General features: G+C 68.1%; 24 protein-coding genes. 9 read left to right on the forward strand and 15 right to left on the reverse strand.

The window, feature by feature from the left end; all coding sequences use genetic code 11:
* Positions 1 to 4 precede the first annotated feature (4 nt).
* The 7 genes from AB0C96_RS11995 to AB0C96_RS12025 are packed head-to-tail and all read left to right on the forward strand — an operon-like array spanning position 5 to position 6,049.
* Complete coding sequence (locus tag AB0C96_RS11995) at positions 5 to 1,531, forward strand: SCO6880 family protein (protein ID WP_362916290.1); 1,527 nt, start codon at positions 5 to 7, stop codon at positions 1,529 to 1,531.
* On the forward strand, positions 1,528 to 2,964 hold the full coding sequence (locus AB0C96_RS12000) for an ATP/GTP-binding protein (protein ID WP_362916292.1): 1,437 nt from the start codon (positions 1,528 to 1,530) through the stop codon (positions 2,962 to 2,964). The genes AB0C96_RS11995 and AB0C96_RS12000 overlap by 4 nt, the downstream gene beginning before the upstream one ends.
* Positions 2,961 to 3,347 carry a DUF6238 family protein gene (locus AB0C96_RS12005; protein WP_362916294.1) on the forward strand — a complete coding sequence of 129 codons (387 nt, stop codon included), beginning with the start codon at positions 2,961 to 2,963 and terminating at the stop codon, positions 3,345 to 3,347. Before AB0C96_RS12000 ends, AB0C96_RS12005 begins: the two co-directional genes overlap by 4 nt.
* A gap of 8 nt (positions 3,348 to 3,355) precedes the next feature.
* Positions 3,356 to 3,610, forward strand: coding sequence for a hypothetical protein (locus AB0C96_RS12010; RefSeq protein ID WP_362916295.1), 255 nt, complete (start codon positions 3,356 to 3,358; stop codon positions 3,608 to 3,610).
* A gap of 41 nt (positions 3,611 to 3,651) precedes the next feature.
* Positions 3,652 to 5,100, forward strand: coding sequence for a TraM recognition domain-containing protein (locus AB0C96_RS12015; protein ID WP_362916297.1), 1,449 nt, complete (start codon positions 3,652 to 3,654; stop codon positions 5,098 to 5,100).
* Positions 5,097 to 5,606: a hypothetical protein gene (locus AB0C96_RS12020; RefSeq protein WP_362916299.1), complete on the forward strand. Its 510-nt coding sequence runs from the start codon at positions 5,097 to 5,099 to the stop codon at positions 5,604 to 5,606. Before AB0C96_RS12015 ends, AB0C96_RS12020 begins: the two co-directional genes overlap by 4 nt.
* Positions 5,603 to 6,049, forward strand: coding sequence for a hypothetical protein (locus tag AB0C96_RS12025; protein ID WP_362916301.1), 447 nt, complete (start codon positions 5,603 to 5,605; stop codon positions 6,047 to 6,049). The genes AB0C96_RS12020 and AB0C96_RS12025 overlap by 4 nt, the downstream gene beginning before the upstream one ends.
* Before the next feature lie 231 nt (positions 6,050 to 6,280).
* On the opposite strand, the gene AB0C96_RS12030 is transcribed toward AB0C96_RS12025, so the two are convergent.
* From AB0C96_RS12030 to AB0C96_RS12100, 15 genes are all read right to left on the reverse strand, one after another.
* Positions 6,281 to 8,176: an ATP-binding cassette domain-containing protein gene (locus tag AB0C96_RS12030; RefSeq protein ID WP_362916303.1), complete on the reverse strand. Its 1,896-nt coding sequence runs from the start codon at positions 8,174 to 8,176 to the stop codon at positions 6,281 to 6,283.
* Between the two features lie 315 nt (positions 8,177 to 8,491).
* Entirely contained in the window at positions 8,492 to 9,661 is a 1,170-nt protein-coding gene (locus AB0C96_RS12035) for a hypothetical protein (protein ID WP_362916305.1), read from the reverse strand.
* Complete coding sequence (locus AB0C96_RS12040) at positions 9,658 to 10,659, reverse strand: thiopeptide-type bacteriocin biosynthesis protein (protein ID WP_362916307.1); 1,002 nt, start codon at positions 10,657 to 10,659, stop codon at positions 9,658 to 9,660. Before AB0C96_RS12040 ends, AB0C96_RS12035 begins: the two co-directional genes overlap by 4 nt.
* Positions 10,641 to 11,864 carry a lanthionine synthetase C family protein gene (locus AB0C96_RS12045; RefSeq protein ID WP_362916309.1) on the reverse strand — a complete coding sequence of 408 codons (1,224 nt, stop codon included), beginning with the start codon at positions 11,862 to 11,864 and terminating at the stop codon, positions 10,641 to 10,643. Before AB0C96_RS12045 ends, AB0C96_RS12040 begins: the two co-directional genes overlap by 19 nt.
* Positions 11,861 to 14,911 (reverse strand): lantibiotic dehydratase, encoded by a 3,051-nt coding sequence (locus AB0C96_RS12050; protein WP_362916505.1) that lies wholly within the window; start codon positions 14,909 to 14,911, stop codon positions 11,861 to 11,863. Before AB0C96_RS12050 ends, AB0C96_RS12045 begins: the two co-directional genes overlap by 4 nt.
* 85 nt (positions 14,912 to 14,996) lie before the next feature.
* A complete protein-coding gene (locus AB0C96_RS12055) occupies positions 14,997 to 15,203 on the reverse strand; it encodes an FxLD family lanthipeptide (protein ID WP_362916310.1) in 207 nt (68 codons plus the stop codon).
* Between the two features lie 58 nt (positions 15,204 to 15,261).
* On the reverse strand, positions 15,262 to 16,491 hold the full coding sequence (gene fxlM, locus AB0C96_RS12060; RefSeq protein WP_362916312.1) for a methyltransferase, FxLD system: 1,230 nt from the start codon (positions 16,489 to 16,491) through the stop codon (positions 15,262 to 15,264).
* Positions 16,492 to 16,995: 504 nt separating this feature from the next.
* Positions 16,996 to 17,442 (reverse strand): DUF6082 family protein, encoded by a 447-nt coding sequence (locus tag AB0C96_RS12065; protein ID WP_362916314.1) that lies wholly within the window; start codon positions 17,440 to 17,442, stop codon positions 16,996 to 16,998.
* Between the two features lie 62 nt (positions 17,443 to 17,504).
* Entirely contained in the window at positions 17,505 to 18,422 is a 918-nt protein-coding gene (locus AB0C96_RS12070) for an endonuclease/exonuclease/phosphatase family protein (protein ID WP_362916316.1), read from the reverse strand.
* Between the two features lie 33 nt (positions 18,423 to 18,455).
* Positions 18,456 to 19,664: a hypothetical protein gene (locus AB0C96_RS12075; protein ID WP_362916318.1), complete on the reverse strand. Its 1,209-nt coding sequence runs from the start codon at positions 19,662 to 19,664 to the stop codon at positions 18,456 to 18,458.
* Complete coding sequence (locus AB0C96_RS12080; RefSeq protein WP_362916319.1) at positions 19,661 to 19,858, reverse strand: DUF5999 family protein; 198 nt, start codon at positions 19,856 to 19,858, stop codon at positions 19,661 to 19,663. The genes AB0C96_RS12075 and AB0C96_RS12080 overlap by 4 nt, the downstream gene beginning before the upstream one ends.
* Before the next feature lie 54 nt (positions 19,859 to 19,912).
* Positions 19,913 to 20,413 (reverse strand): hypothetical protein, encoded by a 501-nt coding sequence (locus AB0C96_RS12085; protein ID WP_362916321.1) that lies wholly within the window; start codon positions 20,411 to 20,413, stop codon positions 19,913 to 19,915.
* Positions 20,410 to 20,895: a hypothetical protein gene (locus tag AB0C96_RS12090; RefSeq protein WP_362916323.1), complete on the reverse strand. Its 486-nt coding sequence runs from the start codon at positions 20,893 to 20,895 to the stop codon at positions 20,410 to 20,412. Before AB0C96_RS12090 ends, AB0C96_RS12085 begins: the two co-directional genes overlap by 4 nt.
* Positions 20,895 to 21,332 carry an ATP-binding protein gene (locus AB0C96_RS12095; protein ID WP_362916325.1) on the reverse strand — a complete coding sequence of 146 codons (438 nt, stop codon included), beginning with the start codon at positions 21,330 to 21,332 and terminating at the stop codon, positions 20,895 to 20,897. Before AB0C96_RS12095 ends, AB0C96_RS12090 begins: the two co-directional genes overlap by 1 nt.
* Before the next feature lie 124 nt (positions 21,333 to 21,456).
* Positions 21,457 to 22,062 carry a hypothetical protein gene (locus AB0C96_RS12100; protein WP_362916327.1) on the reverse strand — a complete coding sequence of 202 codons (606 nt, stop codon included), beginning with the start codon at positions 22,060 to 22,062 and terminating at the stop codon, positions 21,457 to 21,459.
* A 407-nt stretch (positions 22,063 to 22,469) separates the two neighbouring features.
* On the opposite strand from AB0C96_RS12100, the gene AB0C96_RS12105 reads away from it, so the two are divergent.
* The gene (locus tag AB0C96_RS12105; protein ID WP_362916329.1) at positions 22,470 to 23,738 is read left to right on the forward strand and encodes a helix-turn-helix transcriptional regulator; all 1,269 of its coding nucleotides are present in this window, start codon (positions 22,470 to 22,472) and stop codon (positions 23,736 to 23,738) included.
* A gap of 11 nt (positions 23,739 to 23,749) precedes the next feature.
* Positions 23,750 to 24,223 (forward strand): hypothetical protein, encoded by a 474-nt coding sequence (locus tag AB0C96_RS12110; RefSeq protein WP_362916331.1) that lies wholly within the window; start codon positions 23,750 to 23,752, stop codon positions 24,221 to 24,223.
* Positions 24,224 to 24,249: the final 26 nt, after the last annotated feature.

A 24,249-nucleotide genomic window follows, 5' to 3' on the forward strand; every position in this document is an offset into this window, starting at 1 on the left:
CTCCATGTCGACTCGTACGTATCAGTTCGGAAAGCACCGTCCCACGGGGCTGGTGGGCCGCCGCGACCTCGGCGAACAGGTCGTCCTTGGTGGCGGTGCCGTCACCGGCATCCTGTTCGGCTACCTCTTCAACGGCGTGACGGCCATCGCCGCGACGAGCCTCGTCCTGCCGATCCTGCTCGCCCTGGTCATCGTGTACGCCCCGTATCGGCCCAGGGGCACGTCCCAGCGACGCACGCTGTACCGCTGGTGGCGGATCAACCGCTACCACCGCAAGGCGCTCCGCCGGACTGGCGGCGTGTGGGTGTCCCCGGCCTTCGAGGCCGGCGTGCGCCACGACGGCACCCCGCCGGACACCGCCCTGGCGGAGCCGGAGGGCGTCACCGGGATGACGTGGGTGCCGGTCACGGTCCGCGGACAGCAGGCCGTCGTGGTCCTCCAGCCGGAGGCTGGGTGCGTCACGGCAACCCTGGAGATCGCCTCGCCCGGCCTCGGCGGCAAGGAGGTCGGTGAACAGGTCGTCGCCCTGGAGCGCTGGGGCGAACTCCTGGACGCCTTCGGCAACGTTGAAGAGCACCCGGTGAAGCGGATTCAGGTCCTTGCCCGGCAGATGAAGTCCGACCCCTACGCCCACCAACGGTTCATCGCGCAGCGCGACGAGTCGGCCGCGACGACGGACGCTCCGCAGTGGCTGAAGGACTCGTACGACGTGCTGGCCAACGCCGTGTCCACTTCTGCGGAGGAGCACCGCTACTACATCACCATCCACGCGAAGTTCACCCGCGACCTGGCGGCCGAGGGTGCCGCCCGCGGAACCGGTGACGAAGGAGTCGCCGCCGCCATGGCCGCGTACCTGGATGAGCTGTGGTCCCGCGCCGAGGACGCCGACCTCTCCGTGATTGCACCCCTGGACGAAGGCCGGATGACCGCGTTCATCCGCAACAGCTACGACCCGGATCACGCCATCTGGGACACCGACCTCCCACAGGCGCACGCCTTCCCCCGCAACGTCGATGTCCGCGACGGCGCCCACCTAGCCACCCGTGCGGCAGGCTCCACCGAGAGCTGGTACCACGCCACGGCCGCCGTCGTCGGATGGCCCACCACCCCCGTCGGCCCCGACTTCCTGTCGCCCCTGCTGATCGGGATGCCCGACGTCATCCGCACAATCTCGATCACGCAGCAGCTCGAACCCAACGACAAAGCCGTGGAGCGCATGCTCGCGGAAGACACGAACAACCAGGCCGAGATGGACCGCGACCGTAAGCGCGGCAAGAACATCGACCCGCGCGACCAGATTGCCGCCAGCGCCACCGGATCACGCGGCATGGCCCTGGCCTCCTCTGGCGCGGCCGGCTCCGCTGTCGTCGGCTACATCACCATCTCCTCGCGCAGTGCCGGGGAACTGGAGCGCACGAAGCGCACCACCGCTTCCCGCGCCCGCAACGCCCACCTCCGGATCGAATGGCTCGACCTCGAACACGCTCGCGCCTTCGCCACGACCCTCCCCCTCGCCGGAGGCATCAAGTGACTGACCTGCTCGACCTCGCCCCGCTGTCCCCGATGCACGAGACGGTGCGCCGTCCCCTCTACACCGAGACGACCACCAGCCAGGCCCTGTACCTGCCCATCGCACCGCCGACCCTTGGCACTGCGGGCGCGATCATCGGCCGGGAACTCTACTCCGGCAAGGCGTTCATCTACTGCCCCTTCAGCGCCTTCGGCGACGGCCTGCCCGGCGGCAACATGATCGTGATGGGTGACACCGGCCGGGGGAAGTCGGCCCTGACCAAGACGTACACCGCGCGACAGATCCGCCTCGGCCGACAGGTGGTCGTCCTCGACACCAAGGAGCAGAAGGAGCGCGAGGAAGGCGAGTGGGCCGCGCTCGGCCGCTCGCTCACCGGCAAGGCCCCGGTGAAGTTCGCCCCCGGCGGTGGCCATGGCGCCTCGTGCATCAATCCCATGGACCCCGCCATCGCGGGCAAGCGGCAAGTCGAGCTGGTGCGCACGATCGTTGAACTCGGGCTCGGCAAGGCCCTGGACGAATTCGCCGGCTCTGCTCTGCGGATCGCGATCCGCCGGGCCCACCAGCGGGCGGGCGACCTCGGCCGCACCCCGGTCCTCGCCGACGTCGCCGCCGCACTCCGGTCCCCGGAGGAGTCCGATGCGACGGCCAAGCAGCGGACGCGGGACGAACTCCTCGGTGACGGCCTGGAGGCGTCCTACGTCCTGGACCGGCTCTGCGGAAGCGAGCAAGACGCAACCGGGGACCTTACGGGCATGCTCGACGGCCCGACCAGCCTCGGCGTGGACCTCGACGCCGACATGATCGTCTTCGACCTGACCAAGGTCCCGTCCGGCGGCGTCGCCATGACCATCCTCGTCGCCGTCATCAGCGTCTTCCTCGAAGAGGTGTGGCTGCGCCCGCTGTGCGAATGCGGGACGGAGCCGGGACAGCACGAACGCATCGTGGTCGACGCGAACTCCGGAGCCTGGGAGCTGGGCCCGAACCCGGAATCCGGCTGCCGCCGCTACACCCAGCGCAAGCGCATCCTCGTCTGCGAGGAAGCCTGGCACATTCTCGGCACACCCCAACTCGCCTCACTGCTGGAGAAGTTCCTCAAGTTCGCACGGGGCTACGGCCTGTCCTGCATCTTCATCGTCCATCACCTGTCGGACATTGATGACAGCCCGGAGACCCAAGCGGCCCTGAAGATGGCCGACACCATCGTGATCTACAGCCAGAAGAAGGCCGAGGCGGAAGCGACGGTGACCCGGCTGGGCCTGCCGGCCTGGACGGCGGAGCACATCATGCGCCTGCGCCGCGGGATCGCACTGTGGAAGGTCGGCGAAGTCATCTATCCCGGCGTCCAACACCTCCTGGTCGAGGCCGAACAGCACCTGTGCTTCTCCTCCGGCTCGATGACCGACCTGACCAGCACCTCCCCGGACACCGAATGAGCAGGCACCGCCACCTCTCCGCCGCCTACCCCTTCCACTCAGATTCGGAGCGCGCCCCCGTCATGAGCATCACCCCCGACCACACCACGCTCCCGGCCGACGAGCACGCGGCGCGACAGGACATCGACCAGCTGCACGCCGAAGCGCTCGACCTCGCCCGACGTACGAAGGCGCTGGCCGTCGTACTGGACCACGGCGACTACTCCGCCGCCGGGGGCCGCGTCCGCACGGCCGTCACCCACATCTGGCGAGCCGCCGAGGACCTGCACAGCGCCTTTCACACAGCGCCCCCGCGCTGTGCCGGGCCCGACGCTTCGTTGTCGCGGCTGTGCGGTCGGCGGATGCGCTACCTGGCGGCCCGCGCCGCGCGGAGGGCCGAGTAGTGGACATCATGCCCGGCGGAATCACCCTGGCCCTGTACGCCCTGACGGTCGTGTGCGCGGTGGCCCTGGTCACGGTCTGGGTCCTGCTGAACCGGAGCCGACGCAACGCCGGATTCGCGAGCAAGGGACAGCTGAAGCGCCAGTTGTCGGCCAAGGCGGTCCTGCGGGCCACCGAGATCCGCCCCTCCCTCACCAGCGACGACGGCCGACCGGCCCGCGCATCAGGAGTGAGCTTCGCGAAAGACGGCTCGGCCGCTCGTTGACCTCTCCCTTCCTCGTCTCTCACCTCGTTCCGGAGCACGTCATGCACCACCCCCTCGATCCTCACGATTTCGGCTACTCGCTGGGCACCTCGCAACGCCCGAAGGGAGTCGAGCTGTGGTCCCGCGCCGACAAGGCATGCCGGGTCATCGGCCCCATGGGCAGCGGAAAGACCCTGCGGTTCTTCGCACCGCTCGTCCGCAACTGGGCCGGGCCGGTCCTGGCCACCTCGACCAAGCCCGACTTGGTCGAATTGACCCTCGACGCCCGGCGACGGGACGGCCGCCCCGTCGCGGTCTTCGACCCGCAGAACATCGCTCCGAGCCTCCCGAAGTTCCGGTGGACGCCAATCAACGGCGCGTCCGAAACGGAAGTCGCGATGATGAGGGCCAAGGCGTTCGTCGCAGGCTCGCGCACTCCCAACAGCGCGGCACAGTCCAGCGAGGGCAGCGCCTTTTACAAGGGGCAGGCGTCCAAGATCCTCGCCGCCTTCTTCCACGCTGCCGCTCTCGACGGCGCGTCCCTGGACTGGGTACTGCGGTGGAGCCGCAAGCTCACCGACCCGGCCCCCCTCGGCATCCTCGATGCTCACCCCGGCGCCGGCTCCGGTTGGGCGGACATGCTTCGCACGGCGACCTCCGGCGACAGCCGCACCGTCGGCAACACCGCCAGCACGCTCGACGCGGCGCTTGAGCCCTTCATGCACCAGTCGGTGGTCAACGCTCTCCAGGGCGAAGGCGAGGACCCGACGGATTTCGACGCGTTCCTCGACGCCGGGGGCACCCTCTACTTGCTGGGCAAGGACTCGGAGGTGAACAGCGTCGCCCCGCTGACCACCGCAATAGCCGAAGACCTGCTGGACCTCGCGGAGGCTCACGCCATCGCCTCCCCGGCCGGGCGACTCGATCCCGCGCTGCTCGCCGCCTTGGACGAGGCGCCGAACATCGCGCCCATCCCCAGCTTGCGGCAACGCGTCGCCGACGGCCGCGGCCGTGGCATCACCGTCATCTACGGACTCCAGGCTTGGGCATCCGCCCGCGCCCGCTTCGGTGAGGACACGGCGAAGGAGCTGGCCGCCTTCACCAACAACGTTGTGGTCTTCAGCGGGGACAAGGACCCCGACTTCCTCAAGGACATGTCAGACCTGTCCGGTCAGGTCGAACGCGAGCGCACGACGAAGACCACGTCCGGCGGAGACCGCGGCGGCCACTCGACCGCCACTCACATGGCGCTCGAACCGGTCTTGCGAGGAGACGAGATCAGGGGCCTGCCCGAGGGCCATGCCCTGGTCCTCGCGGACAACCTCCCGCCGGTCATCACCAGACTCGACGGCATGTGGACGTGGGAGTCGTGGACCGACATCGAGGATCACGTGCGCGACCTGCGAGCCGCCAACGAAGCCGAGCGAACCCGGCGAAACGCGAAGAAGAAGAACCAGGCCAAGGCTCACGCCGCCGCGTGGGCCGGCCGTGAAGGAGCGGCTGCCGCATGACCAACGCCCTTTCCGCCTTCGAGCCGTTCCCCGAGCCGCCCGCGCTGATCCTGGAGTACATCGCGGAGCGGAGCGCGGAGGAGTCCGTGGTCGACGGCCCCGCCCCATGGGACCTCGGCGCCCTGCCAGCGGAGTTGATCGAACCGATGCCCGCGTGGCTCGATGCCGTGTGCCGCTGGCTGAACGGCCGGTACGCCTGGCAGCCCCAGGACGTCATCCCGCCCTGCTGGACCAAGCACGAGGGCCTGGCGTACGAGATCGCGGCCCTGGCCTTCGCAAGGGGGGACGCGTACACAGACGCGGGCTCGTCCGTGATCTGGCACGAGCAGTACGACCGATTCCTCACACGGATGAACAAGGCCCTGGGCAAGGCCGGAGACGACTGCCGAGTCGGGCGGCACGAAGATCGTCCGGCGCGCTTCCAGCTCGCCGCCTGGCCTGCACAGGTAACTGATAGCTCCGAAGAACCGAAGCCCTCGGAACGAGTCACGGAGGTGGCGGAATGATGACGAACCCCGACATGGTCTTCGCAACGGACCCCCGCCACGGCCTCGTGGCGCGAAGTGGGTGGGAGCAGGAAGAGGCCCGGACCGTGCTCCGCGATCTGGGCTGGGAATGGGAGGAGGAACTGCACGCCCTCGTCCCGCCGGATGACGTGCCGGAGGTCGACGCCGGGGTACAAGCCGTGCTGGAACTGCACCGCCACGGGCACCGGACGGGCTACCTCCAAGGCCCGTATGGAACGATGCTGCTCCGGCTCGCTGAAGCGGACCAGGTCTTCACTCAGATGACAACGGGAAAGCCCCCAGCGGCAACCAGGCCACAGAATCTTGTGGACGATCCACCCCGGCGGACCGCAGGAGCCACTCCTCCGCCGTACGGGGACAGGTGCGCCGGGAACATCGACAACGCAAGCCCGGAGCCTTCCTCCGTGACACCCGAGATGTGAGTCACGTCGTCATCACTCGCAAGGGAAAGGGTCGGCAGCATGCTGCCGACCCTGATGACGTGCAGAACCCCACTGGGATTCTCCGGAAGCCGCTCCTCCTCGCTGCATAGTCCCTAGCACTCACAGCCAACGGCTTCACCAGCCTCAGCCGACGAACGGCCCCTCTGTACGTCTCGGGGCGACGTACAGAGGGGCCGGGTTCGCTGCACGCTTTGGTGCGGGGACCGATGCTCACCGGTCCTTGGCGAGGGCAACGAGCTCAGCGAACAAACCGCCGGCATGGGCAAGCTCGTCGTATCCGCCCTGCTCGATAACGCGTCCCTCGTGCATAACGAGGATTCGGTCGGCGAGACGGGTGTTCTCAAGTTGGTGTGTCACCACGATCGTCATGCGCTCTGCGGCGATCCGCTTGATCTCCAGGAAAATCTGATGCTCGCCTCGGGGGTCCATCTGCGACGTCGGCTCGTCCAGGATCAGCAGGGGGGTCCTGCGGTACAGAGCCCTGGCGCACACGAGCCGTTGCCACTGTCCTCCGGACAACTCGGCTCCGCCGAACAGTTCGCGGGCGAGCAGGGTGTCGAGCTGTTTGGGCAGCTTCTCGACGGCTTCCCGCATGCCGACTGCATCGACGGCTTCACACACCAGTTCGTCATCGAAGGTCTTGGGCTGCCCGAGGGTGATGTTCTCGCGGGCTCGCAGCGGCCAGCAGGCGAAGTTCTGCGGGACGAGGGCGGTCCGTGACCATACGGAGTCGGGATCGGCGTCGGCTAGGTCGGCGCCGTCCCACCTGACATGGCCCTTGTCGGCGAGCAGGATGCCGGTGAGCAGTTTGGCGAGTGTGGACTTCCCAGACCCGTTCTCGCCCACAATGGCCAGGATTTCGCCGCGGCGCAGGGTGAGCGAAACGCCGTCGACGGCCGGGTCATCCTTGCCTGGGTACTGATACACGACGTCTTCGAGTTGGATCTCCTTGACCTGGTCAGGAATGCCCAGCTCTCCACGTTTGGGAGCGCGTTCGGCGGCAGTATCTAGGAATGACTGCATGTCTGCGAGGTACAGCGAGGTGTGGAACAGCGCGGCACCGTAGATGACGAACTGTGACAGCGCCGCCAGCGTGGTCTGGACGGCGACCACCGCGGTGGCCGCGATCGGGAGGGCAACGCGGCCGGTGGTGGCCAGCCACGCGAGGGTGACCCAGGTGCCCAGGAGGAAGACTCCGCCGAGAGCGCTGGTCGCCAGGACGATGCGCAGCATGCGGGGTGCTGCCGTCAGGGTGCGTTCGTCGATGCGTTCGGACAGGGCGCGGTACCAGTAGATGAGGTAGCCGGTCATGCCGTTGGCGCGAACCTCGTCGCCGTAGCGGGAGTAGGTGGCCCACCAGCGCATCGTGCCGCGCACGTTGCGGTCACCGACGTTGGCATAGTGGGTCTCGTAGTCGACCCGCGCAGAGAGTACGGCGCCCAGGCCGGCCGGGAGCACGGCAAGCAGCAAGAGCGGGAGCATCATCCAGTGCAGCGCCGTGATGACGCCGCCCGCGGCGATCATGCGCACCAGGGCCGCCATGAACCGCTGGGCGTCCTGGACCATCATCCGTGTGCGCGTGACGCCGACCTCGGCGGCCTCCTGACGGTCGGAGAATCCGGCTTCCCCGTACGTGGAGGCTTCGACGCGACATACGGCAGATACGAGAGCGACGTCCGCCTCCGTCATCAGGAGCGGTGTGATCCTCCCGTCGGCGTAGGAGGACAGGGCGCTGCTGATGCGGCCCACCCCCGCGGCCGCCGTGACGACGATGAGCGCGGGCAACGCGGAATGCAGCCGTTCGGATACCTGCCCGGTTCCGAGGATGTGCGTCATGGCCTTCGCGGTGAATGCGAGGAGCAGGGCTGCCGAGGCTCCGGTGAGGACCTGGCAGGCGAGCAGGAGCACTACGGCGGTCCGGTCCACGGCCCAGGCCCTGTGCACGGTGTGCCGTAGCACTGAGGGGAGCCGCCCGCACATTTTCGCAAAACTGGCCTCTGCCAGGGGGTTCTTGGCGTGCTGCCCCTCGAAGCTGAGGTGGGCTGGAGGTGGAGGGGGCGGCATCTCCGCGTTTGCAGTCGAGGCGTCAGAAACAGTCACCTGCATCCCTCCTTGGGGTCGGTGCCGCACCTGGATGGCTCGGCGGTGCACGGCATAACGACGCGACGCCAGAATCGAACGCGCTCGATTCCAGACGCGCTGGGGTCCTTGAAACGCAAGGGGTCGAACGTGTGGACGCCGCGTTGGGGCCAGCCTCGGGAGGGGAGGATTGGCCGAATCGCCGACGTCTGAAGCGCCTGTGACGAATGAGGTTCCGGAGGCTGATCGGCTCGTGGTTATGGCAGAGCACCACTCGCGATCGCAGTGAGCGGCGACCGCGCACAGCCCATGCGCACCAGCTGACCGCTGGCGGCCGTTGCCTCAGCTGATGCCCGGCCGCCACGAATGCGGCGAAGTCGTCCCTCCCTCGGCGAGGCAGTGCACGAGGCTCTCTTCGGCTGTGCTCACGGCCTGCATCAGCGTGGACAACACCGAGTCCGGCAGGATTCCCTGACCGAGCCCGCCGTCGCGGACGATCGCTTCCAACTCACGGTGTGACCGCTCGCTGACCGGCAGGACGGACCGGCGCAGGATCTCGCGCGCAGAGTAGGCATCGCCCGCCTGCGTGGTGTCGTTGACGATCGCGTGGTGCAGGGGCTGTGCCTGGGCTTCGCAGCCTTCGGGAGTCAGATCGATCGTCGCCAGGACCAGTCTCACGCGGAACATGCGTAGGTGCGGCGGGGCCGGCTCCAGGGCATCCTGCACGGCGCGTGCCACAGCCGTGAACCCGTCTGCCGTGGCGCGGCTCGCAAGGCGGTCGGCGTAGTGGCGGAGGATCTGTGCGACGGCTCTTTCCCACGGTTCAGTGATCGTTGCCTTGTTGATCAGGGAGTTGGCTGTGTCTGGGGCGACCGTGTGCAGGCTTGCCATGACGTGTGCTTGCCTGCTGTCGTGCAGGCGCTCAGGGGCCTCGTCGTAGACGGTTGCGTGCATTGCCGCTTGTGACCATTGGCCGGTGGCGGCAAGGAGCCGGGTGCCGTCTTCGAGCAGGACGGTGCGTAGCCAAGGCTGGATGTGGTCCCGGGTCGCATCAGTCGTGAAGCCCGTGAAGTCGATGGGGTGGCCCTGGACGGTCACGGTGCCGCCGTCGTGCACGGCGCGATGGACGTTCATCAGCTGCTGGTAGGCGGCCTGTGGGTCTCCCGCTCGGGTGGTCAGCCGTACCAGGTTGACGATTGGCTGGAGGCAGGCGATGGCGGTGTCCCCGGTGACGGGCCATGCCGGCTGGAAAAGGCGGAGCTGACGCAGGCACAGGTCTGTTGCCAGGTCGGTCAGGCCGCAGTCGGAGGCGATGAGTGAGGACAGGTTCCAGGTGGCGCATGCGAGATTGATCCGGTCGAGGAGTGGCCTGTCCTGTGTCGACTTCTCCGCGCAGGCGTGTACCTCTTCGACCCGGGCAGCGAAGCTGGGGTAGACCAGGTGGGACCGGCTGACCAGAGGGAACCGCCTGTCGAACCGGTGGAACCTAACCTGTGGGGGTGGCGCGGTCACGGCATCGGCCTTTCCGTGGAGGCAACGGGGTGCAGGATCGCGGTGCGGGCCGCGTGAGCGAGAACGCTCTGGGTGCGGGAGTGCAGACCGATCCGGTTCCAGTGGAAGATCACGTGGTAGGAGATGACCTCGCGCAAGCCGCGGTCGAGGCTTCCGTTCCGGGCGGCTGTGCCGAGATCCCTTCCCGCATGCCGGAACGCACGGACCCAGTCGGCGGCGGGCTTGAGCGTGCGGTCCGACTGGAGCATGGTGCCGGTGGCGCTGGTGTCGGCGAGGAGCAGCTGCCGCAGGCTCCCAGCCATGGCATGGACTTTGGCGGCCGGAAGGTCCGGGGGGAGGGGGCGTTCCATGATGACGCGGTGCCAGGCGTCGCCTTGCTCGTACCACTCCAGCCCTGCGGCGCGCATCAGGGTGGCGCACAGCAGCAGCGACAGTTCCCGGCGGCCTAGGCCCCCTTGCGGTGTGGTGAGGATGGCGCGGCTGTCGGCGTGGAACAGGGTGTGGGCGATGGTCATGCTGGTGTCGCCGCCGAACGGCGCGGTTTCGGGTTCGTAGATGCCTGGCCACCAGTGGTGGACTCGTCCGTCGGCGGTGAGTTCGTCCAGCGTGTCGGCCAGTGTCGAGGGAAGCTGCGTCCCGGGGGCGGGGAGCAGCCGCAGCCGCCAGCACGGGTGCTTGCGTATGAACCACCAGCCCGTGATCAGCCCGTCCTGTTGGGCGAGGTCCAGGGCGGGAGCGATGTGGTCGGCGGCGGCCTGCTCGGCCTTATCCCAGTCAGTGAACTGGACGTACAGCTGACGCCATTCCTGGGGCCCCGCCTGCTGGGCCAGTGCATGCTGTCCCGCCTGTTGGTAGACGGCGACGGCGGCATCCAGGTCGGCGGGTTCTAGCCCGGCGTGGGCTGCGGCACTTTCCGTGCTGGCGCCGGCCAGGACCTCCAGCACGGCGTGCAGGGTCGTTTCCAGGCGGGCGGGCTGGTTCAGTCGATCAGGAGACATGCGTCCCATCCCGAGGTCGGTGCAGCGTCATGGGCAGCGGTGGTCAGGGCGAGGGCGGTGCCCGCGTTGCCTTGCAGGAGGCCAGGGTCGGGGCCGGGGTGAGCGTGCAGGGTCAGGGCGGCGGCAAGGCCAGGCAGGGCGTCGCGCAGAGCCGGGGTGGCGGCGTCGCGGGCCGCGCGCCAGGCAGTCTGGTAGACGCCTGCCCAGCCGTGGCACAGCCCTCCGTCGGTGAGTCGGTTCAGTTGCGCCGGGTCGGTCAGGCAGCGGGCCATGTCGTGCTCGAACTGATGCTGTAGCCGGGCATCGCCGAGGGCGATCGAGGAAAGCTGCCCAGCACGGGCGATGCCGGGTGTTCCGTAGCACCAGCTCGGGCGGGCGGGCCCCGTCCGCCGGGTGCGGCCCGCGCGCAGTTCTGCGATGGTGATGTGTTCCGGCCACCAGGGTCCGGAGGGGCCGTCCTGCCGCCACTCGTCCAACCAGCCGACGATGGTGGCGATTGCCTCGGCCTGGCCATCCACGGTTACGCCCTGGCGGTGGGCGAGAGAGAGCAGCATCAGCGGGCCGGTGATGCCGTGCGCTGCGCCCAGGTTGGCATGCCCGCCGGGGAAGTCATCGGAGGTGGTGAGGTCGGGAGCGTGGCCGACCCACCAGCCGGGCAGTTCGTGGTCGGCGTCGCGGACGGGACGGGTCAACGCAACGAGGTAGGTGAGGATGCGTTCCATGGCGGTGCCGCTGGGGGCGCTGCGTAGCAGATAGGAGCCGATGCCGGTCAGCCCGTAGAAGACGTCGTACTCGTGGAAGGTGGAGTGACGTCCGCTGCGTAGGCGGTTGTCAGCGGAGTCGACCCGGCGGTGGGCGAGATCGGCCACGTGCCTGTCCATGGCGTTGAGCGTCTGGTGGTAGCGGGTCGAGTCGTCGGTGACGGCGCAGAGAAGCATGAAGCCGATGGCTGGGACACCCAGGTACAAGCCGGTGGTGTCAGCTGCGATGACGTCCGTGGAGACGGCGGCCGTGATCCAGGTGTGGGCTTGGCGCCAGGTGCCACGTCCGGTGCGGGCGCGTTCGATGTGGAATAGGGCGGTACCGGCTGCGCCCACGGCCATGGACTGCGTTTGCCAGGGTTGGTCTTCCGGCGGCTGGTGGGGTGCAGCCAGGGACCGGGCGATGGCGTCGACGACTGCGGTCGGGTCGGTTGTGGTGGTCACTGGCGTCCCTCCGCGTGGCGTAAGGCGCAGGCTCGCGCGAGTCGGCCGGTGGAACGTTCGTGGTCGGAGTCGATAGGCAGCGCTCGGTTGCAGTGGTGGTGGAGCAGGGATCGCAGAACGGTATGCGGGTCGCGTTGGGAGGCCAGTTCGTTTCGGTAGGTGTGCAGGGCGGCGGCGCGGTCTTGCCAGGCGTCGGCAATGTCCCGGCCTGCGGGCAGAGACAGCAGGTGCGTCCGGTCGGGAGTGGACAGCGCGATGGCCTCGCGCGTCAGGTCCCGGTCGAGGGGGCCGTGTTCGTGGGGCAGGGTGCGAGTCAGCCAGGCGTCGGCCTGGCTCGGGTCGCCAAGGAATTGAACGGCAAGGTCGTACATGCTGGCGGCTGTCAGAGCCTGCGAGGCCGGACCGTCGGGGGCGGCGCGTAGCTGTGCGGCGCATGCGGCAGAGTCCGCGGCGAAGACATCGTGTGCGGCGTCGAGCGCGGAGCCGTGTCCGTAGCAGCCGGCCTGTGGCAGGTAAGTGGTCAGCTCCAGGCGGGCGGCCAGACGCTGGTGGTGCAGGGCGGCAGCCCAGTCGTGGAGCAGCGCGGCGGCGGGGCCATAGTCGTCCGAGGTGGCCAGGTTCAGATGCAGCGCAAGGTACTGGTCGGAGTCCGGGGTGCTGGTATCGCGGTGCCGCAGGAACCAGCAGCGCGGTGCACTCTCGAACTGGCCGAACAGTCCGGGTAGGTGGCCGGTGATGATCTCGGCGTACCGCTGAGGGTGGGCATACAGGCGGGCGTGTAGGACGGTGGACCGGCCCGGCATTAGCGGGCTCATGGTGATGCGCTCAGGAAGAGACGGGAGGACGCCGGCGGGAGCGGAGTTCGCCAGGGGGATGAGGAGCTGGTGAGAGCGGCCGATCCATGCCCGGTCGTGCGGCGTGGGGGTTTCCCGCAGTTCGACGAGGTGGGTGCGGTCCAGGCAGGCGCGCAACAGTGCGCGGGGAATTTGCTGGTCAAGGTCGATGGGCAGCTGCTGGTCGCTTTCGACGAGGGCAACGCGGCCAGGGACGTGGAGCCTTGCGCGCCACCGATCCAGAGCCTTCGCCCAGTCGGCCATGGGTGTGGAGCGTGGGGGAAGTTCGTCGGAGGAGAGCAACCAGCGGGCGGGCGCGAGAACGGTTCGCTTGTATCGGACCCGCGGCAGGTACGGCAGCGTCGCGGCGGCACCAAAGGCGAACGTCTTGTACGCGGCACTGCGGGCCGTGTTGATCTCTGCCAAGAACCGGGCGAGCGGCGGCGTGTGGATGGACGCTTCCAGCGCGTGAGGGACGCGGGGCTCGATGTGCTGCCCGGTCGACGGGCGCACCAGGTAGAAGCGGTCGGCATCGGCGGTGACCGCCAGGTCGCCAAGGGGAATCACGCCGGGGCCAGGTTCGTGGTACTCGCCGACGGGGATCGTGTGAGACAGCAACTGCGTGACGCGGGCGACGTTCTCGTTTCGACGGCGGCGTGGGCTGAACGACAGCTGGGCAGGGATCGCGCCGGGGCTGGCGGTCGCGTAGCTGTCGGAGAGGACGGATTGGGCGGATGGCGGCAGCAGGTGGGCGAACCGGCCGAACATGCTGCTGCCCGGCCGAGGAGCTCCAGTGACCAGCAGCCGGTAGTCACCACGCTGAACGGCTGCCGGTGTGGGGGCGTGGATCTCTACGGCTATCTCTGCCCGCGGTACAGGCAAGAGCGGTTCTGCGTGGTCGGCAGTCAGGTCGGCGATCGTCGCCCTGGTGAGGACAAGCTCTCTGCCAGCGTCGAGCCTCACCTCCTGGAGGAGGCGCAGGATCTTCTCATCGCGGTCAGTTAGCTGGTACGGCGGCCGGGCGCGTTCGGATCCCAGGTAGCCCGCAGGTAAGCCGAGCCCACTGTCGGCGGTCAGGTCCAGTACGGGGACAACGGCGCCGCTGCCGTACCGCTCAAGGAACCGATGATGGTAGTCACGCCAGCGGGGATACCCGTAGGGGTGGGGCGACAACTGGTGCATGATCCCGGCGGCTTCGGCCGCCTCGGTCAGCAAGATCTCGGGAATGTGAGGGGTGCAGTCCAGCACCGTGTCGACCAGCACCGGGACCGCCGCGACGCGGCTGATGCGCTGCATGTCCTGCACAAGGCCGGAGCCGGGTGTCCAGGGTACCGAGCTGTCGGGACGGTCGATTCGATCGCGGATGACCGAGAGCTGGGCGGCGAGGTCGGCGACGTCGGAGAGGCTGGCCGCGTCGGCTTTCTCCAGCTGGCTGCACACATGGGCGAGCGCGTCGATCGATGTCATGGGGGGCCACAGGCTGCTGATCAGGATGTGCTTGGCCAACAGGTCGGAGATCAGTCCGGTGAGCTGTTCCGGGCGCGCCGTGGGGAACTGTTCGGCGAGATGGCGCAGCAACGCGTCGTATGTGACCGGGGTGTGGGCAGCGCCGAGCGCAGCGGCGACGGGCCGGGTACGGCGGATGGACAGCTCCACCGGGGCGTAGTTCTTGGTGTGCCCGTCCGTCGGCATTCCGTCCACGACGTGCCGGTCACCGCGTGACCGGCCGGTGTTGTTGGCGACGACCGTGAGCCGGGCAAGGAGGGTGGGGCTCTTCTCCAGCCGGGTGATGACGTCCGTCAGCCAGTTGGAATCGGGACGGAGCACTGTCCCGTATTCGCCTGCCCAGTCGATCCGGGCTGAGGTGGACACGTGCACGGGGGCGACGCCGGCGAACACGCCGAAGGGCGTCGGCCGGTGATTCCAACGGAGCAGGTACGCGGCCACGGACCTGACGGCCCGACGGATGCGACGGCTGTCGGTGAGGGTGCCGTTGAGGATGTCGGTTACTCGCTGGCACAGGACGGGACTGGCGGCCGCCACGGCGTCCGGCACCGGGGCGTGCCACACCTCGGACAGCCACGCGCGTCCCTTGGCGGGGATGTCTGCGCCGTGCAGATCGAGATCCGGCACAGGTATCTGCCGGGGAGCGGTTGAGGCGCGCAGCAGGGCTCCCCGCTGCCACTGGTAAGTGATGGGTGATCCGTGTGCCACTAGTTCCCCTTCTTGATGGGGTGCGAGGTGTTGCCGGGGTGGCAACCATCGGTTGCCACCCCAGCGACGTGACCGGGAGGTTCGGTCAGGCGGCGTCCTCGATCGTGGAGACGCAGGAGCTGGCGCCGTTGGCGCAGGTGTCACCGCAGCCGTCACTGGTGGGGCAGTTCAGATTGGTGATGGGGCTCTCGGAGACGACGACGTGAACGTCCAGCTGGAACTCGTCGTCGGCGAGGTCACCGCCCGGCAGCACGTTCAGCGTGGTGGCACGGTCGAGTACGGCAGTGGTCATGTGATCACTCTTTCTGTCCGATGGGATGGTGCAGGACGACCTGGCCCGGCGCCGCGTTCTACGCGACCGGCCAGGAGACTGAGATCCGGCTGTGCTTCTTGTCGATGATCCGGTCGCCGGGGATCCGGTCATCGGGCGTGGCCGCCGGGTAGACGGCGATCTGGGGGCCGGGAGCGTTGCGGTGTTCCTTGCCCCAAGTGCGGACGATGTCGGCAAGCCGCTCGGCAAAGCCGGACCCGTCAGGCCCGTAGGCGTGGAACCCGAACTCCGCGTTGTTCTTCTCCGGGTCGCGGCGAACCACGATGTATCCGAAGTTCGGGCCATCGACAGCGACCATGGAGAACCCGAGGCCCGTGGGACCGATGGCACCGGTACTCAGCTCGGGGTCGATGGTCATGCTGCAATACGTCGGCACGTGCGTCGCCAGATACATCTGAAGGGTGCCGATGGGCTCACGGCTGCCAACGGTCACCCCGGTCCACGTCTCGGCGCGGGGCGTGTCCAGAACGCCTTCCAGCAGCGACGGGTTGGCGGGCGCCCCTTCGTCAAAGTGCAGCGTGACCCCCTTGTCTCCGGGCAGCTGCATCACCTGCTGCTTGTGCGAGCCCGCGCCCTGCACCGACACGAAGCCGCACACGTGGGCGCTGGTGGCAACCAGATGGTCGCCCTGCCGCACGAATCCGTAAGTGCGGGTCAGGCCGTTGATGCGGAGCGGCAGGACGAGCCGGCCGCCGTCCTTCAGCTGCTCGGTCCAGGCGGGCGGGATGTCCCATGCCCCGGCAGTCACGATGATCGCGTCATAGGGGGCGTGGTCGGGAGCGCCGCTCTCGCCGTCGGCAACGACGACCCGCACATTGGTGTAGCCGGTCGCATCCAGGAACTGCTGAGCGCGGGCGGCAGGGGTCGGGTCGATATCGACGGTGGTGACCTGCCCTGTAGAACCGGTCAGTTCGGCGATGTACGCGGCGTTCGGCCCGTTGGTGCCGATCTCCAGTACGTCGTCGCCGGGACGGATGTCGGCCTGTTCTAGCTGCATGGCCTGGATCTGCGGTGCGGACACGGAGCTGGTGTGGTTGCCGTGCTCGTCCTCCTGCGTGACCACAGCGTTGTAGGTGCTGTAGGCGTCATCGAGTGACGCTTCCGGTACGGCCAGGTGCCGGGGCACCTTGCGCATGGCGGCCTCGACGCTGGGCGACACGATCGTGCCGTCCTCCTTGAGCTTGTCGACCACCTTGTTGCGCAGCTCGGTCGCGTGGTTCTCGTCGGGGCCCACGGTCACATCGGTCATAGGGGGTTCCTTCGCGGTATCTCGCACAACTGCACGGGCATATCGGCGTGTTGGCCTGTTGGTCGAGTGCGACGCTAGCCAGGTCGCCGACCCTTGGCAGGGGCTACGCGCCGCCGTGCGGGTTGGCTTTCGGAGCTTGGCAGAACAGCAGTCCAGGAGATCGTCATTGCTTCCTTCCTCCTCTCGTTCAGCCGGATGTGTGGGGAGGAGCCCCATGAGAGGGGCCTCCTCCCCACACGTCGTCCGGCACCGAGCCGTGTTCCAGACTCGGCTGCCGGGTGGCCGCCTGCTGCCTGGGCCAGTCAGGCACCAGTGCGGCGGGCGGGTTGAGCGGGCCGGCCACGTCTCTCTCACGGAGCGTGGCCGGGGCGCCCAGGCGCCGCCTCCTCCTCCGAGGGGTGGTCTCGGGCCCTCCGCGCACAGGCGCGGTGGGCCTCATGACCAGGAGGAGGCCCCAGTCTCGGTGCTGTGAGTCGGTAGCGACGCGCGGCACAGAAGTACAGGTCAGACGCCTGCGAGCTGGATCTCCGGGTGGGCCAGGTACGCGTCCTGCAAGGCTTCGGTGAATTCCTCGGAGGGCTTGTCGCCCGCCGCCTCTTCCGCACGGAAGGAGCCGAACCGCTTCCAGTACCGTCGGCCGACCTCACGCTCCATGACCTTCTCGGCGACGAAGCGCAACTGCTCTCCGCGGGTGATGCCCAACTTGTGCCTCAGCGAGAGGGCGCAGATCTGGTGGTTGGCGTCCAGGAGCTTCACGTACTCCTCGGCATCCATGCCCGGGGGCGCCCACAACGCCGCAAGGTCGGGGTGCGCAGCCAGATGGGTGAGCCTGTCGACCTGGATACGGGCGACAGCCACCTCATTCTGCTGCCGCTGGTGCCGCTCCCTCTGCGCAAGATGGAGTGCGCCAACGGCGGCGACGGCGAGGATGGCGGCGTTCGTAATCTTCATTTGGGTCCTCCATATGGTGTGCGACTGCTAGCGCAGTGGTGCGCGCTGCCTCGGTCGTTCGTCTAGATGGCCTGGAGCGCTGCGTCGGGGAGGCGGGTGAGGATGTCGGTCAGCACGTCTCCGTCGAGGGCAAGCCGGCCGATGTGGTGGTCCGACTCCGTCAGCGGTACCTCGATCACGTCTACGTCGAGCACCGCGGGGAGCAGGTCCTGTGTCGCGTAGAAGCGATCAACCCTCGCGTCGGGTCCGTGTGTGACACAGCCATTTACGGTGCGTGCCACGGCGGCAGCGTTGCCCCCCGGGGCTGTCGCCCAGTACCGGGCCACGTCCTCCAGCCCAGCTGTGCGCAGGGCTTCATCCGGGCGCGTATCCATCCGTCGCCGACCGTCCGGGCCGACGTAGGAGCGATGGAGCCTGTGCGGCCGGTCCCGAATTTCGTCCAGATTGGGCACCGCGGGGTCCTTGGGAAGGCCCGGCTCCGGGTAGCTGTTGGTGTCGCCGCCAAGGAGGGCCGGCAGCCGGTACGTCTCGCCTTCGGGGGTTGTCTGGTATTTGTCGGCCCAGGTCGAGAGCCATTCGGCCTCGGCCACTCGGTTGGCGGACGAGCCATAGTTGAGGTGGTAGGAGGCCACGGCCAGGGGCATAGACTCCACGCCCGCTGGCCGGTAGCGGAAGGTGAGCGCAGTGGGCGGCTGCACCCACATCGGGCCGGTGTCGGGCCAGGTCCGTACCGGCTCGAAGACGACGGAGTCGGCGAAGACCGCGGTGCTCGACTTCGGCCCGAGCCAGCCGCGCATGCCCAGGATGCTCTCCAGCTCGTACATGATCCGGTGCCCGGCATCATCAGCGCCCCACATCTCCTGCCTCAGCACGAGGTGAGGGTTGAGCGCGCGCAGCCTTTCGTGCGCCTGGAACCGTGCGATGTGGCTACCGGCGCCGTTCCGCTCGAAGTTCCAGCAAAGGACGGTGATCCGTTTCATGCGCAGTTCTCTCTTCGTTGGGGGTGGGCGAGGTCACGCCGAGAGGGGCGTCGCGGGGGTGCCGGCGAGGCGGTTGCTGTCGACGAGTGCCTGGAGGTCTCCCACGGCCGTGGCCAGACAGGCCGCGTGCCACACCCGCAGTTGCGAGTGAGGGCGGTGCATTGCCGCGGCGATGACGGCCGTGCGTGCGATGAGGGCCGACACCTGCTGGTGCGTCGTAGTGGGCGGAATGGGGCCGCATCGGGCTCGTCCGACCAGCTGGTGCGCCGCCGCACCGAGCTGGGCGATGGCCTCGTCCAATGCGCTCGGCACCGGTGAGAGACGCGCGTTCCACCAGCCGCGGGTTCTGTGCACGACCTCCCGGATTTGGCTAGCTCTGAGGGTCAGGTCTGGTGCCGGTCCGGGAAGCTCAGCGGGGGTCTTCGGGCGCTTCGCAGCGTCTCGACACACGGTCGGCCGTCGGAAAGCGCCGAGTTCCAGCACTCCCTCGTCGAACAGGCTCTGCACCGCAACGGAAAGGGGCCCCTGCCCGGTGACCAGGATGCGGCATAGTTCCCGACGTTCCGGAAGCGCGACACCGGGAGGGAATACGCCCTGCTGCATGAACTTCTTTATGAGCTCTGCAAGTTGACCTGGGCGGTCCTGTTCGAGGTGCGGGCCGGGCACCCCCACACGGTTGTTGCCTTTTGGCTCGACAACGCCCTCGGCCGCGAGGTCGCTCAAGGCCAGGTGGACACTCGGGAGAGGAAGGGCCAGGTCGGCCGCGAGCCGGCCTGGCGCCAGGACGGCACCGGAGAGGTACGATCCTGCCTCGATTTGCTTCTTGATGCGTCGTGCGACATCGGCGATCGGTACCCACGGTGGCGTGGTGTCCGCAAGGGCGCGCAGCAGGTCTCGTGCATGGCCTGCCCGCAGGACCAGAGACTCGTACGATGCCACGCTCCTCGCCGAAGGTCTGGCAGCTCCCTCGATCAGCCGGGACCATCGAGCCTGGTCGGCCGGGGACCCCGTCGCCGCTTCCCGACGGCGCTCGGCCAGCGGCACCCACACGGCGGTGTAGCCGTCGAGGGCGTCGTGGCCTTCCAGCACGGCCGCCGTGGAGGCCGCCGACTTCGCGCCTGCAACCCTGCCCAGCCGCAGCAGGTCAGCACGCAATGCGCGACGGGTGCCCGCGTCATTCTCCGGCGATGAACCGGACTCGACTGCTGACCCATGCTCTTGGTGCTCGTCTTGAAGGCTCATGCTGCTGCCGCCTGCGCACGGCGCAGCGCCGTGTCGATAACCTGCCCGTTAGGCAGCAGTTCGCCGGTGTCGTCGAAGAGCACGACCCTGTTGCACAGCAGGCTCCAGCCCTGCTCCGGGTGGTACGCCACGAGGTGCGCGGCCTCCCGATCCGTAGCATCGGGCGGAGGGCACGGGGGTTGATGCTGGCACATGGATAACTCCGAATCGCGGATGTGGTCACGCCGTCGGGACGTACGGGGGTGTCGCTACCAGCCGTCTCGCACCAGGGCAGGGTGTGGCGGGCCAGCCAGCAGCTCCGAGCACCCAGCGGTGGGTTCTGGTCTGTGTTCCTCGCGATTGCCGGCCGTCCATCGGCGCCAGGAGGAGTTGATGCGTCGTCGCCACCGATGGCGACGACGGGGTGTGGCCTGGCTGATCACAAGCAGGCGGTGTGCAGAGTGCAGGAGGACGCGAAGCCGCCGTTGTGCTGGGTAGGTTTGGCTGACGTGGTGCCCGTCGCGGAGAGCGCGGGCGTGGTCAACCGTTTGCATGGCCACCGACGATTGCCGGGCGCGTCCCGTACAGATCGGCAGAAGATTGGCGATCACCGCCTCCACCGCCGGTACATGAGTGCTGGCGTAAAGCCAGGCGTCGCCACCATCCAGGCATTCCCGCGCTGCGAGGATCACCTGGCGGGCATCCTCGCGCACCATCTGACGCTCGTCCCCGTGCACCGCGGCGGTGATGGCCTCAAACAGGGTGGTCATTCCTCGTCGTCTCCCATCAGGTCGAGCAGAGCGACGATCGCGAGGGCGTATCGGCGCAGGTACGACAACGCCTCGCCTGGTGTCGGCCGTTCGTTGCGTAGGGCGATCAGCAGCCGCAGCTCCTCGGTGGGGTACAACGCCACACGGTGCGGAGCGACCTGCATCATCTGGCGGGTGGCTCGGCGGAACCGGTCGCCAATCCGCGCCGCATCTTCGGAGGTCAGCGGAGCGACCTTTGGCGGCCGCTGGCGCGGGGCGGGCAGTCCGAGTCTTGCTAACAAGCCGTCGACCTTCCGGGGAGGGGCGGCGGCGCCAGGTCGGTCGCTAAGGACTTCTTCAAGGGTTGCGATCAAGTCGTCGGGGATCCCCTCGTCTGCGAGGGATCGGGAAAGGACGTGGACAAGCCTGCGCTTCGCCACGTCCTCTTCGGTGACCGGACGCCTTGCGGGCGCGGTGGCGGTGGCTACGCCGTCGGCGAGCATCAGGCCCTCCCCATGGGGACGCGGAACGCGGCCCACGTCGTCGTGCCGTCCTCGCTGACCCCCCAGTCCTTCGAGAAGAAGGCGACGAGGAACATGCCCCGGCCAGACTCGTCGTCATCATCGGCAGATCGCAGTTCGGCCGGCTGGGGGTTCCCGTCGCTGACCTCGATGCGCAGCTCGCCAGCGACGTAGCGCACGCGCAGCCCGACCTCTCCATAGCCATGTTGGACAGCGTTGGTAACTAGCTCCGAGACGGCGAGCACGATGCACTCGGCCAGCGGGCCGCTCACGTCCCACTTCCGCAGGAAGGCGGTAGTGATCGTGCGCATCTGGCGGACGCGGGCCTTGTCCGGGATGAAAGACACTTCGAAGGCTCCCGCGGAAGGCGGCACCGGCTTCGCAAGGGTGGCTGGCGCGACGGAGGTGGCGGGGGTCACCGGAAGCCTCCCAAGTGAGCGGTACGGGGGAGCGTGCGGCATACGATGCCTCTGCGTCGCTCGGCACGGCTCACCTCGTCGACCCCTCTACGTGCTTCCAGCAGGACGGTCACCACCTGCGTCCTCATTGGTCCCTCCCCGCCGCCTCCGGCCTCACAAGCGCGACGAACCCACCGTGGTGGCTGACCCGGTCGAGCTGGAGCTCGTACTCGTCGAGGTGCAGGCTGATGTCCGTGTGCGTCAGCGCTACGACTCCGTCGGCGTGCCCGGCGCGGATCAGGTGCAGCACCCAGCGCCAGCCGGGACGGTGCTTCGGGTCCGTCCTGCGGAGTCGGTCCGCGATGCAGCGGTCGGCGCCGACCCTCCAGCCCTTGCCGTCGGTGTACGCACGGGCAGCGGCAAACGATCGTGCTGGTTGCTCCCCGACCGGGGTTAGGCCGTACAGGCATACTCGCGGCGTCCGACCGTGGGCTTCGAGGTGCGCCAGACGCTGGTTGAGGACTTCGCGCCGCTCGGCGCCGAGCAGTACGAGCTGGTCCGGCGTTATGCGGACCACCTCGGGGTGCCACTGCTCGGCGAACCCTCGATCGACATCCATCCAGTCCGGCGCCTTGCGAGACCTGGGACGCTCCGGGCTGCACGTATCCGGCGGTGGGTACAGCGGCCACATGTAGACGTACGCCGCTCTGTCCAGGAACTCGGTCAGCCTGTCGGCAAGCGCGAGGGGCATCTACGGTCTCCCCACAGCAGGCACCTGCATCGCTGTGGCGGGCACCGCAAAGCGGCGGCTGAAGCCACTGGCTATGGCCTCACGACGACGCTGCCGTTGGTCGGTGCTGTTCTGACGTGCAGCGCTGGGTCTGGCAGTGGAGGCGTTCATGTGGGTGCTCCCGCTCGTCGTGACGCTGGCTAGAAGAGCGAACCGCGTAACCCGGCAGATCGACATGGGGTCAAGGGGCCGGGGGTGGTCAAGGTGGTCAAAGATCGTCCGAGGGATGCACGGCAGGCGCTCCCAAGTGGGCGTGAGATCCAGGAAATCGCCTCCAATGCGCGATCTCCATGCGGCATTCGGAAAATGAATCCGAATATTCGCTGCGCGCATACGGGCGCCCTAACTGGCGTGTCATCCTGCCTACCGTGGGAACACAGGACATTGACTGGGCGGCGTTCGGAGACCTCAAAGACGCAGCACGCGCAGGGAACTTCGGATACGTGATCCGCCGAGCTAGGCAGATAGCCGGCGGGACCACGCAGGGCCAACTCGGCGAAGCACTCGGTCTCTCACAAGCTGCTGTCTCGCGGCTGGAGAACCAGGGCGCCGTCGGCAACTACAACATGGACACACTGGCGAAAGCCGCCACAGCGCTCGGACTTCCATTCGATCTGGTGGGCCTCGCCGATCAGCAAGCGAATAGGACATCGCCTGTGGAACGGCGCGAATTCCTCACAGCAGCTCTCGCCGCTGCTGCTCAGCCCGTCAGCGCAGCAGCCACATCAACACCCGAGTGGGACAACTCCCAGGCCGCTTCTCTCCGCATCGCCACGAGTTCGTTCCGGCGACTGGACTCGACCGTCGCGTCCCGAGACCTATCGGAGGCCGTCAAGTCCCACCTTCGGCTCATCCAGACCATCGCAGGTGAGGCTCCTAACGACACGCACCGATCCCGAATGGCCTCGGTCGGGTCTGAAGCCGCCTCGTTCGCCGCATGGTTAGCGTGGGACATGGCCGATCACGGCTCCGCACGCCGCTTGTACGGCTCCTCGATCAAGGCCGCCCGCAGCTCCGGCAACACACTCCTGACCGCCTACCAGACCGGCAGCCTCGCCTCCTTCGAGGCCGAGACCGGCACCCCGCACGAGGCGCTGCGCCTCGTCACCCATGCGCGGCAACAGCTCGGGGCGAACCTCTCGTCTCTCGCCTCCGCCTGGCTCTCCGCGATCGAGGCCGTCGCCCATGCAACCAGCGGTCAACACCGCGCCTGTGACAGGGCGATGAAGGCATGCGAACAGCACGCCGCGCACATCCCGGACGCTGACCCCGTCGAGTGGCCGTGGATCTTCGCGTTCGACGAACGGAAGATCGCGGCCTACCGCATCATCTGTATCGCACGCTTGGGTCAGCCCCTCCATACCAGAATCGGCGAGCAGGAGATCGCCTCCGCGTTGAGCAGCAGCCACGACAAACAGCGAGCCCTGCTGACCCTCGACGTCGCGAACGGGTACATCGCGACCAAGGAAATCGATACCGCATTCGCGCTCGCCCAACGCGCTCTGCAGGAAGGGATACGACTCCGCTCCGGCAAGATCACAGAACGAGCCCGCGCCCTCCGCCGCGCCTACTCCTCACCCCGGCCGCCAAGTATCGTGCGCGACTTCGACGACCAGCTCCACACCGCCTACCTGTAGGAGAACACCCCATGCGCGTCGGCATCACGGGACACCGCGGCCTGCCCGAACCAGTCGAAGCCCAGGTCCGCAGGCTGCTGCTGGAACACGTCGAGACGTACGACGCCCGCGACCTCATCGGCATCAGCTGCATCGCTGACGGGCCCGACACCTGGTGGGCCCAAGCTGTCGTCGCCGCGGGCGGACAGATCGAGGTGGTCGTGCCGGCGGCCGAGTACCGGGCGGGTCTGCCGGATTGGCACCACCCTGTCTACGACAACCTCATGCAGCGAGCCAGCGACGTGCACGACACGGGTCTCAAGGAGTCGACCTCCGAAGCCCACCAGGCCGGGAGCGAGATCTTGGTGGGCCTCTCCGATCGGCTTGTCGCCGTCTGGGACGGCCAACCCGCTCGCGGCTACGGCGGAACTGCCGATGTCGTTGCCTACGCGGAGCGCGTAGGAGTTCCCGTCACGATCCTTTGGCCCAAAGGCGCCTCGCGGTAGACATCGACGGCCAGCGCCCGTCGCGC

Origin of the sequence: Streptomyces sp. NPDC048506, from assembly GCF_040651315.1 — a bacterium.
Lineage (GTDB): Bacteria > Actinomycetota > Actinomycetes > Streptomycetales > Streptomycetaceae > Streptomyces.

What these genes read in the sequence shown, in the direction of transcription:
- AB0C96_RS12085 (WP_362916321.1), bottom strand. Translation starts at nt 20,413, where the DNA reads ATGACCACCCTGTTTGAGGCCATCACCGCCGCGGTGCACGGGGACGAG.
- AB0C96_RS12090 (WP_362916323.1), bottom strand. Translation starts at nt 20,895, where the DNA reads ATGCTCGCCGACGGCGTAGCCACCGCCACCGCGCCCGCAAGGCGTCCG.
- AB0C96_RS11995 (WP_362916290.1), top strand. Translation starts at nt 5, where the DNA reads ATGTCGACTCGTACGTATCAGTTCGGAAAGCACCGTCCCACGGGGCTG.
- AB0C96_RS12025 (WP_362916301.1), top strand. Translation starts at nt 5,603, where the DNA reads ATGATGACGAACCCCGACATGGTCTTCGCAACGGACCCCCGCCACGGC.
- AB0C96_RS12040 (WP_362916307.1), bottom strand. Translation starts at nt 10,659, where the DNA reads ATGTCTCCTGATCGACTGAACCAGCCCGCCCGCCTGGAAACGACCCTG.
- AB0C96_RS12065 (WP_362916314.1), bottom strand. Translation starts at nt 17,442, where the DNA reads ATGAAGATTACGAACGCCGCCATCCTCGCCGTCGCCGCCGTTGGCGCA.
- AB0C96_RS12100 (WP_362916327.1), bottom strand. Translation starts at nt 22,062, where the DNA reads ATGCCCCTCGCGCTTGCCGACAGGCTGACCGAGTTCCTGGACAGAGCG.
- AB0C96_RS12110 (WP_362916331.1), top strand. Translation starts at nt 23,750, where the DNA reads ATGCGCGTCGGCATCACGGGACACCGCGGCCTGCCCGAACCAGTCGAA.
- AB0C96_RS12015 (WP_362916297.1), top strand. Translation starts at nt 3,652, where the DNA reads ATGCACCACCCCCTCGATCCTCACGATTTCGGCTACTCGCTGGGCACC.
- AB0C96_RS12075 (WP_362916318.1), bottom strand. Translation starts at nt 19,664, where the DNA reads ATGAGCCTTCAAGACGAGCACCAAGAGCATGGGTCAGCAGTCGAGTCC.
- fxlM (WP_362916312.1), bottom strand. Translation starts at nt 16,491, where the DNA reads ATGACCGATGTGACCGTGGGCCCCGACGAGAACCACGCGACCGAGCTG.
- AB0C96_RS12030 (WP_362916303.1), bottom strand. Translation starts at nt 8,176, where the DNA reads ATGCAGGTGACTGTTTCTGACGCCTCGACTGCAAACGCGGAGATGCCG.
- AB0C96_RS12010 (WP_362916295.1), top strand. Translation starts at nt 3,356, where the DNA reads ATGCCCGGCGGAATCACCCTGGCCCTGTACGCCCTGACGGTCGTGTGC.
- AB0C96_RS12020 (WP_362916299.1), top strand. Translation starts at nt 5,097, where the DNA reads ATGACCAACGCCCTTTCCGCCTTCGAGCCGTTCCCCGAGCCGCCCGCG.
- AB0C96_RS12055 (WP_362916310.1), bottom strand. Translation starts at nt 15,203, where the DNA reads ATGACCACTGCCGTACTCGACCGTGCCACCACGCTGAACGTGCTGCCG.
- AB0C96_RS12080 (WP_362916319.1), bottom strand. Translation starts at nt 19,858, where the DNA reads ATGTGCCAGCATCAACCCCCGTGCCCTCCGCCCGATGCTACGGATCGG.
- AB0C96_RS12005 (WP_362916294.1), top strand. Translation starts at nt 2,961, where the DNA reads ATGAGCAGGCACCGCCACCTCTCCGCCGCCTACCCCTTCCACTCAGAT.
- AB0C96_RS12070 (WP_362916316.1), bottom strand. Translation starts at nt 18,422, where the DNA reads ATGAAACGGATCACCGTCCTTTGCTGGAACTTCGAGCGGAACGGCGCC.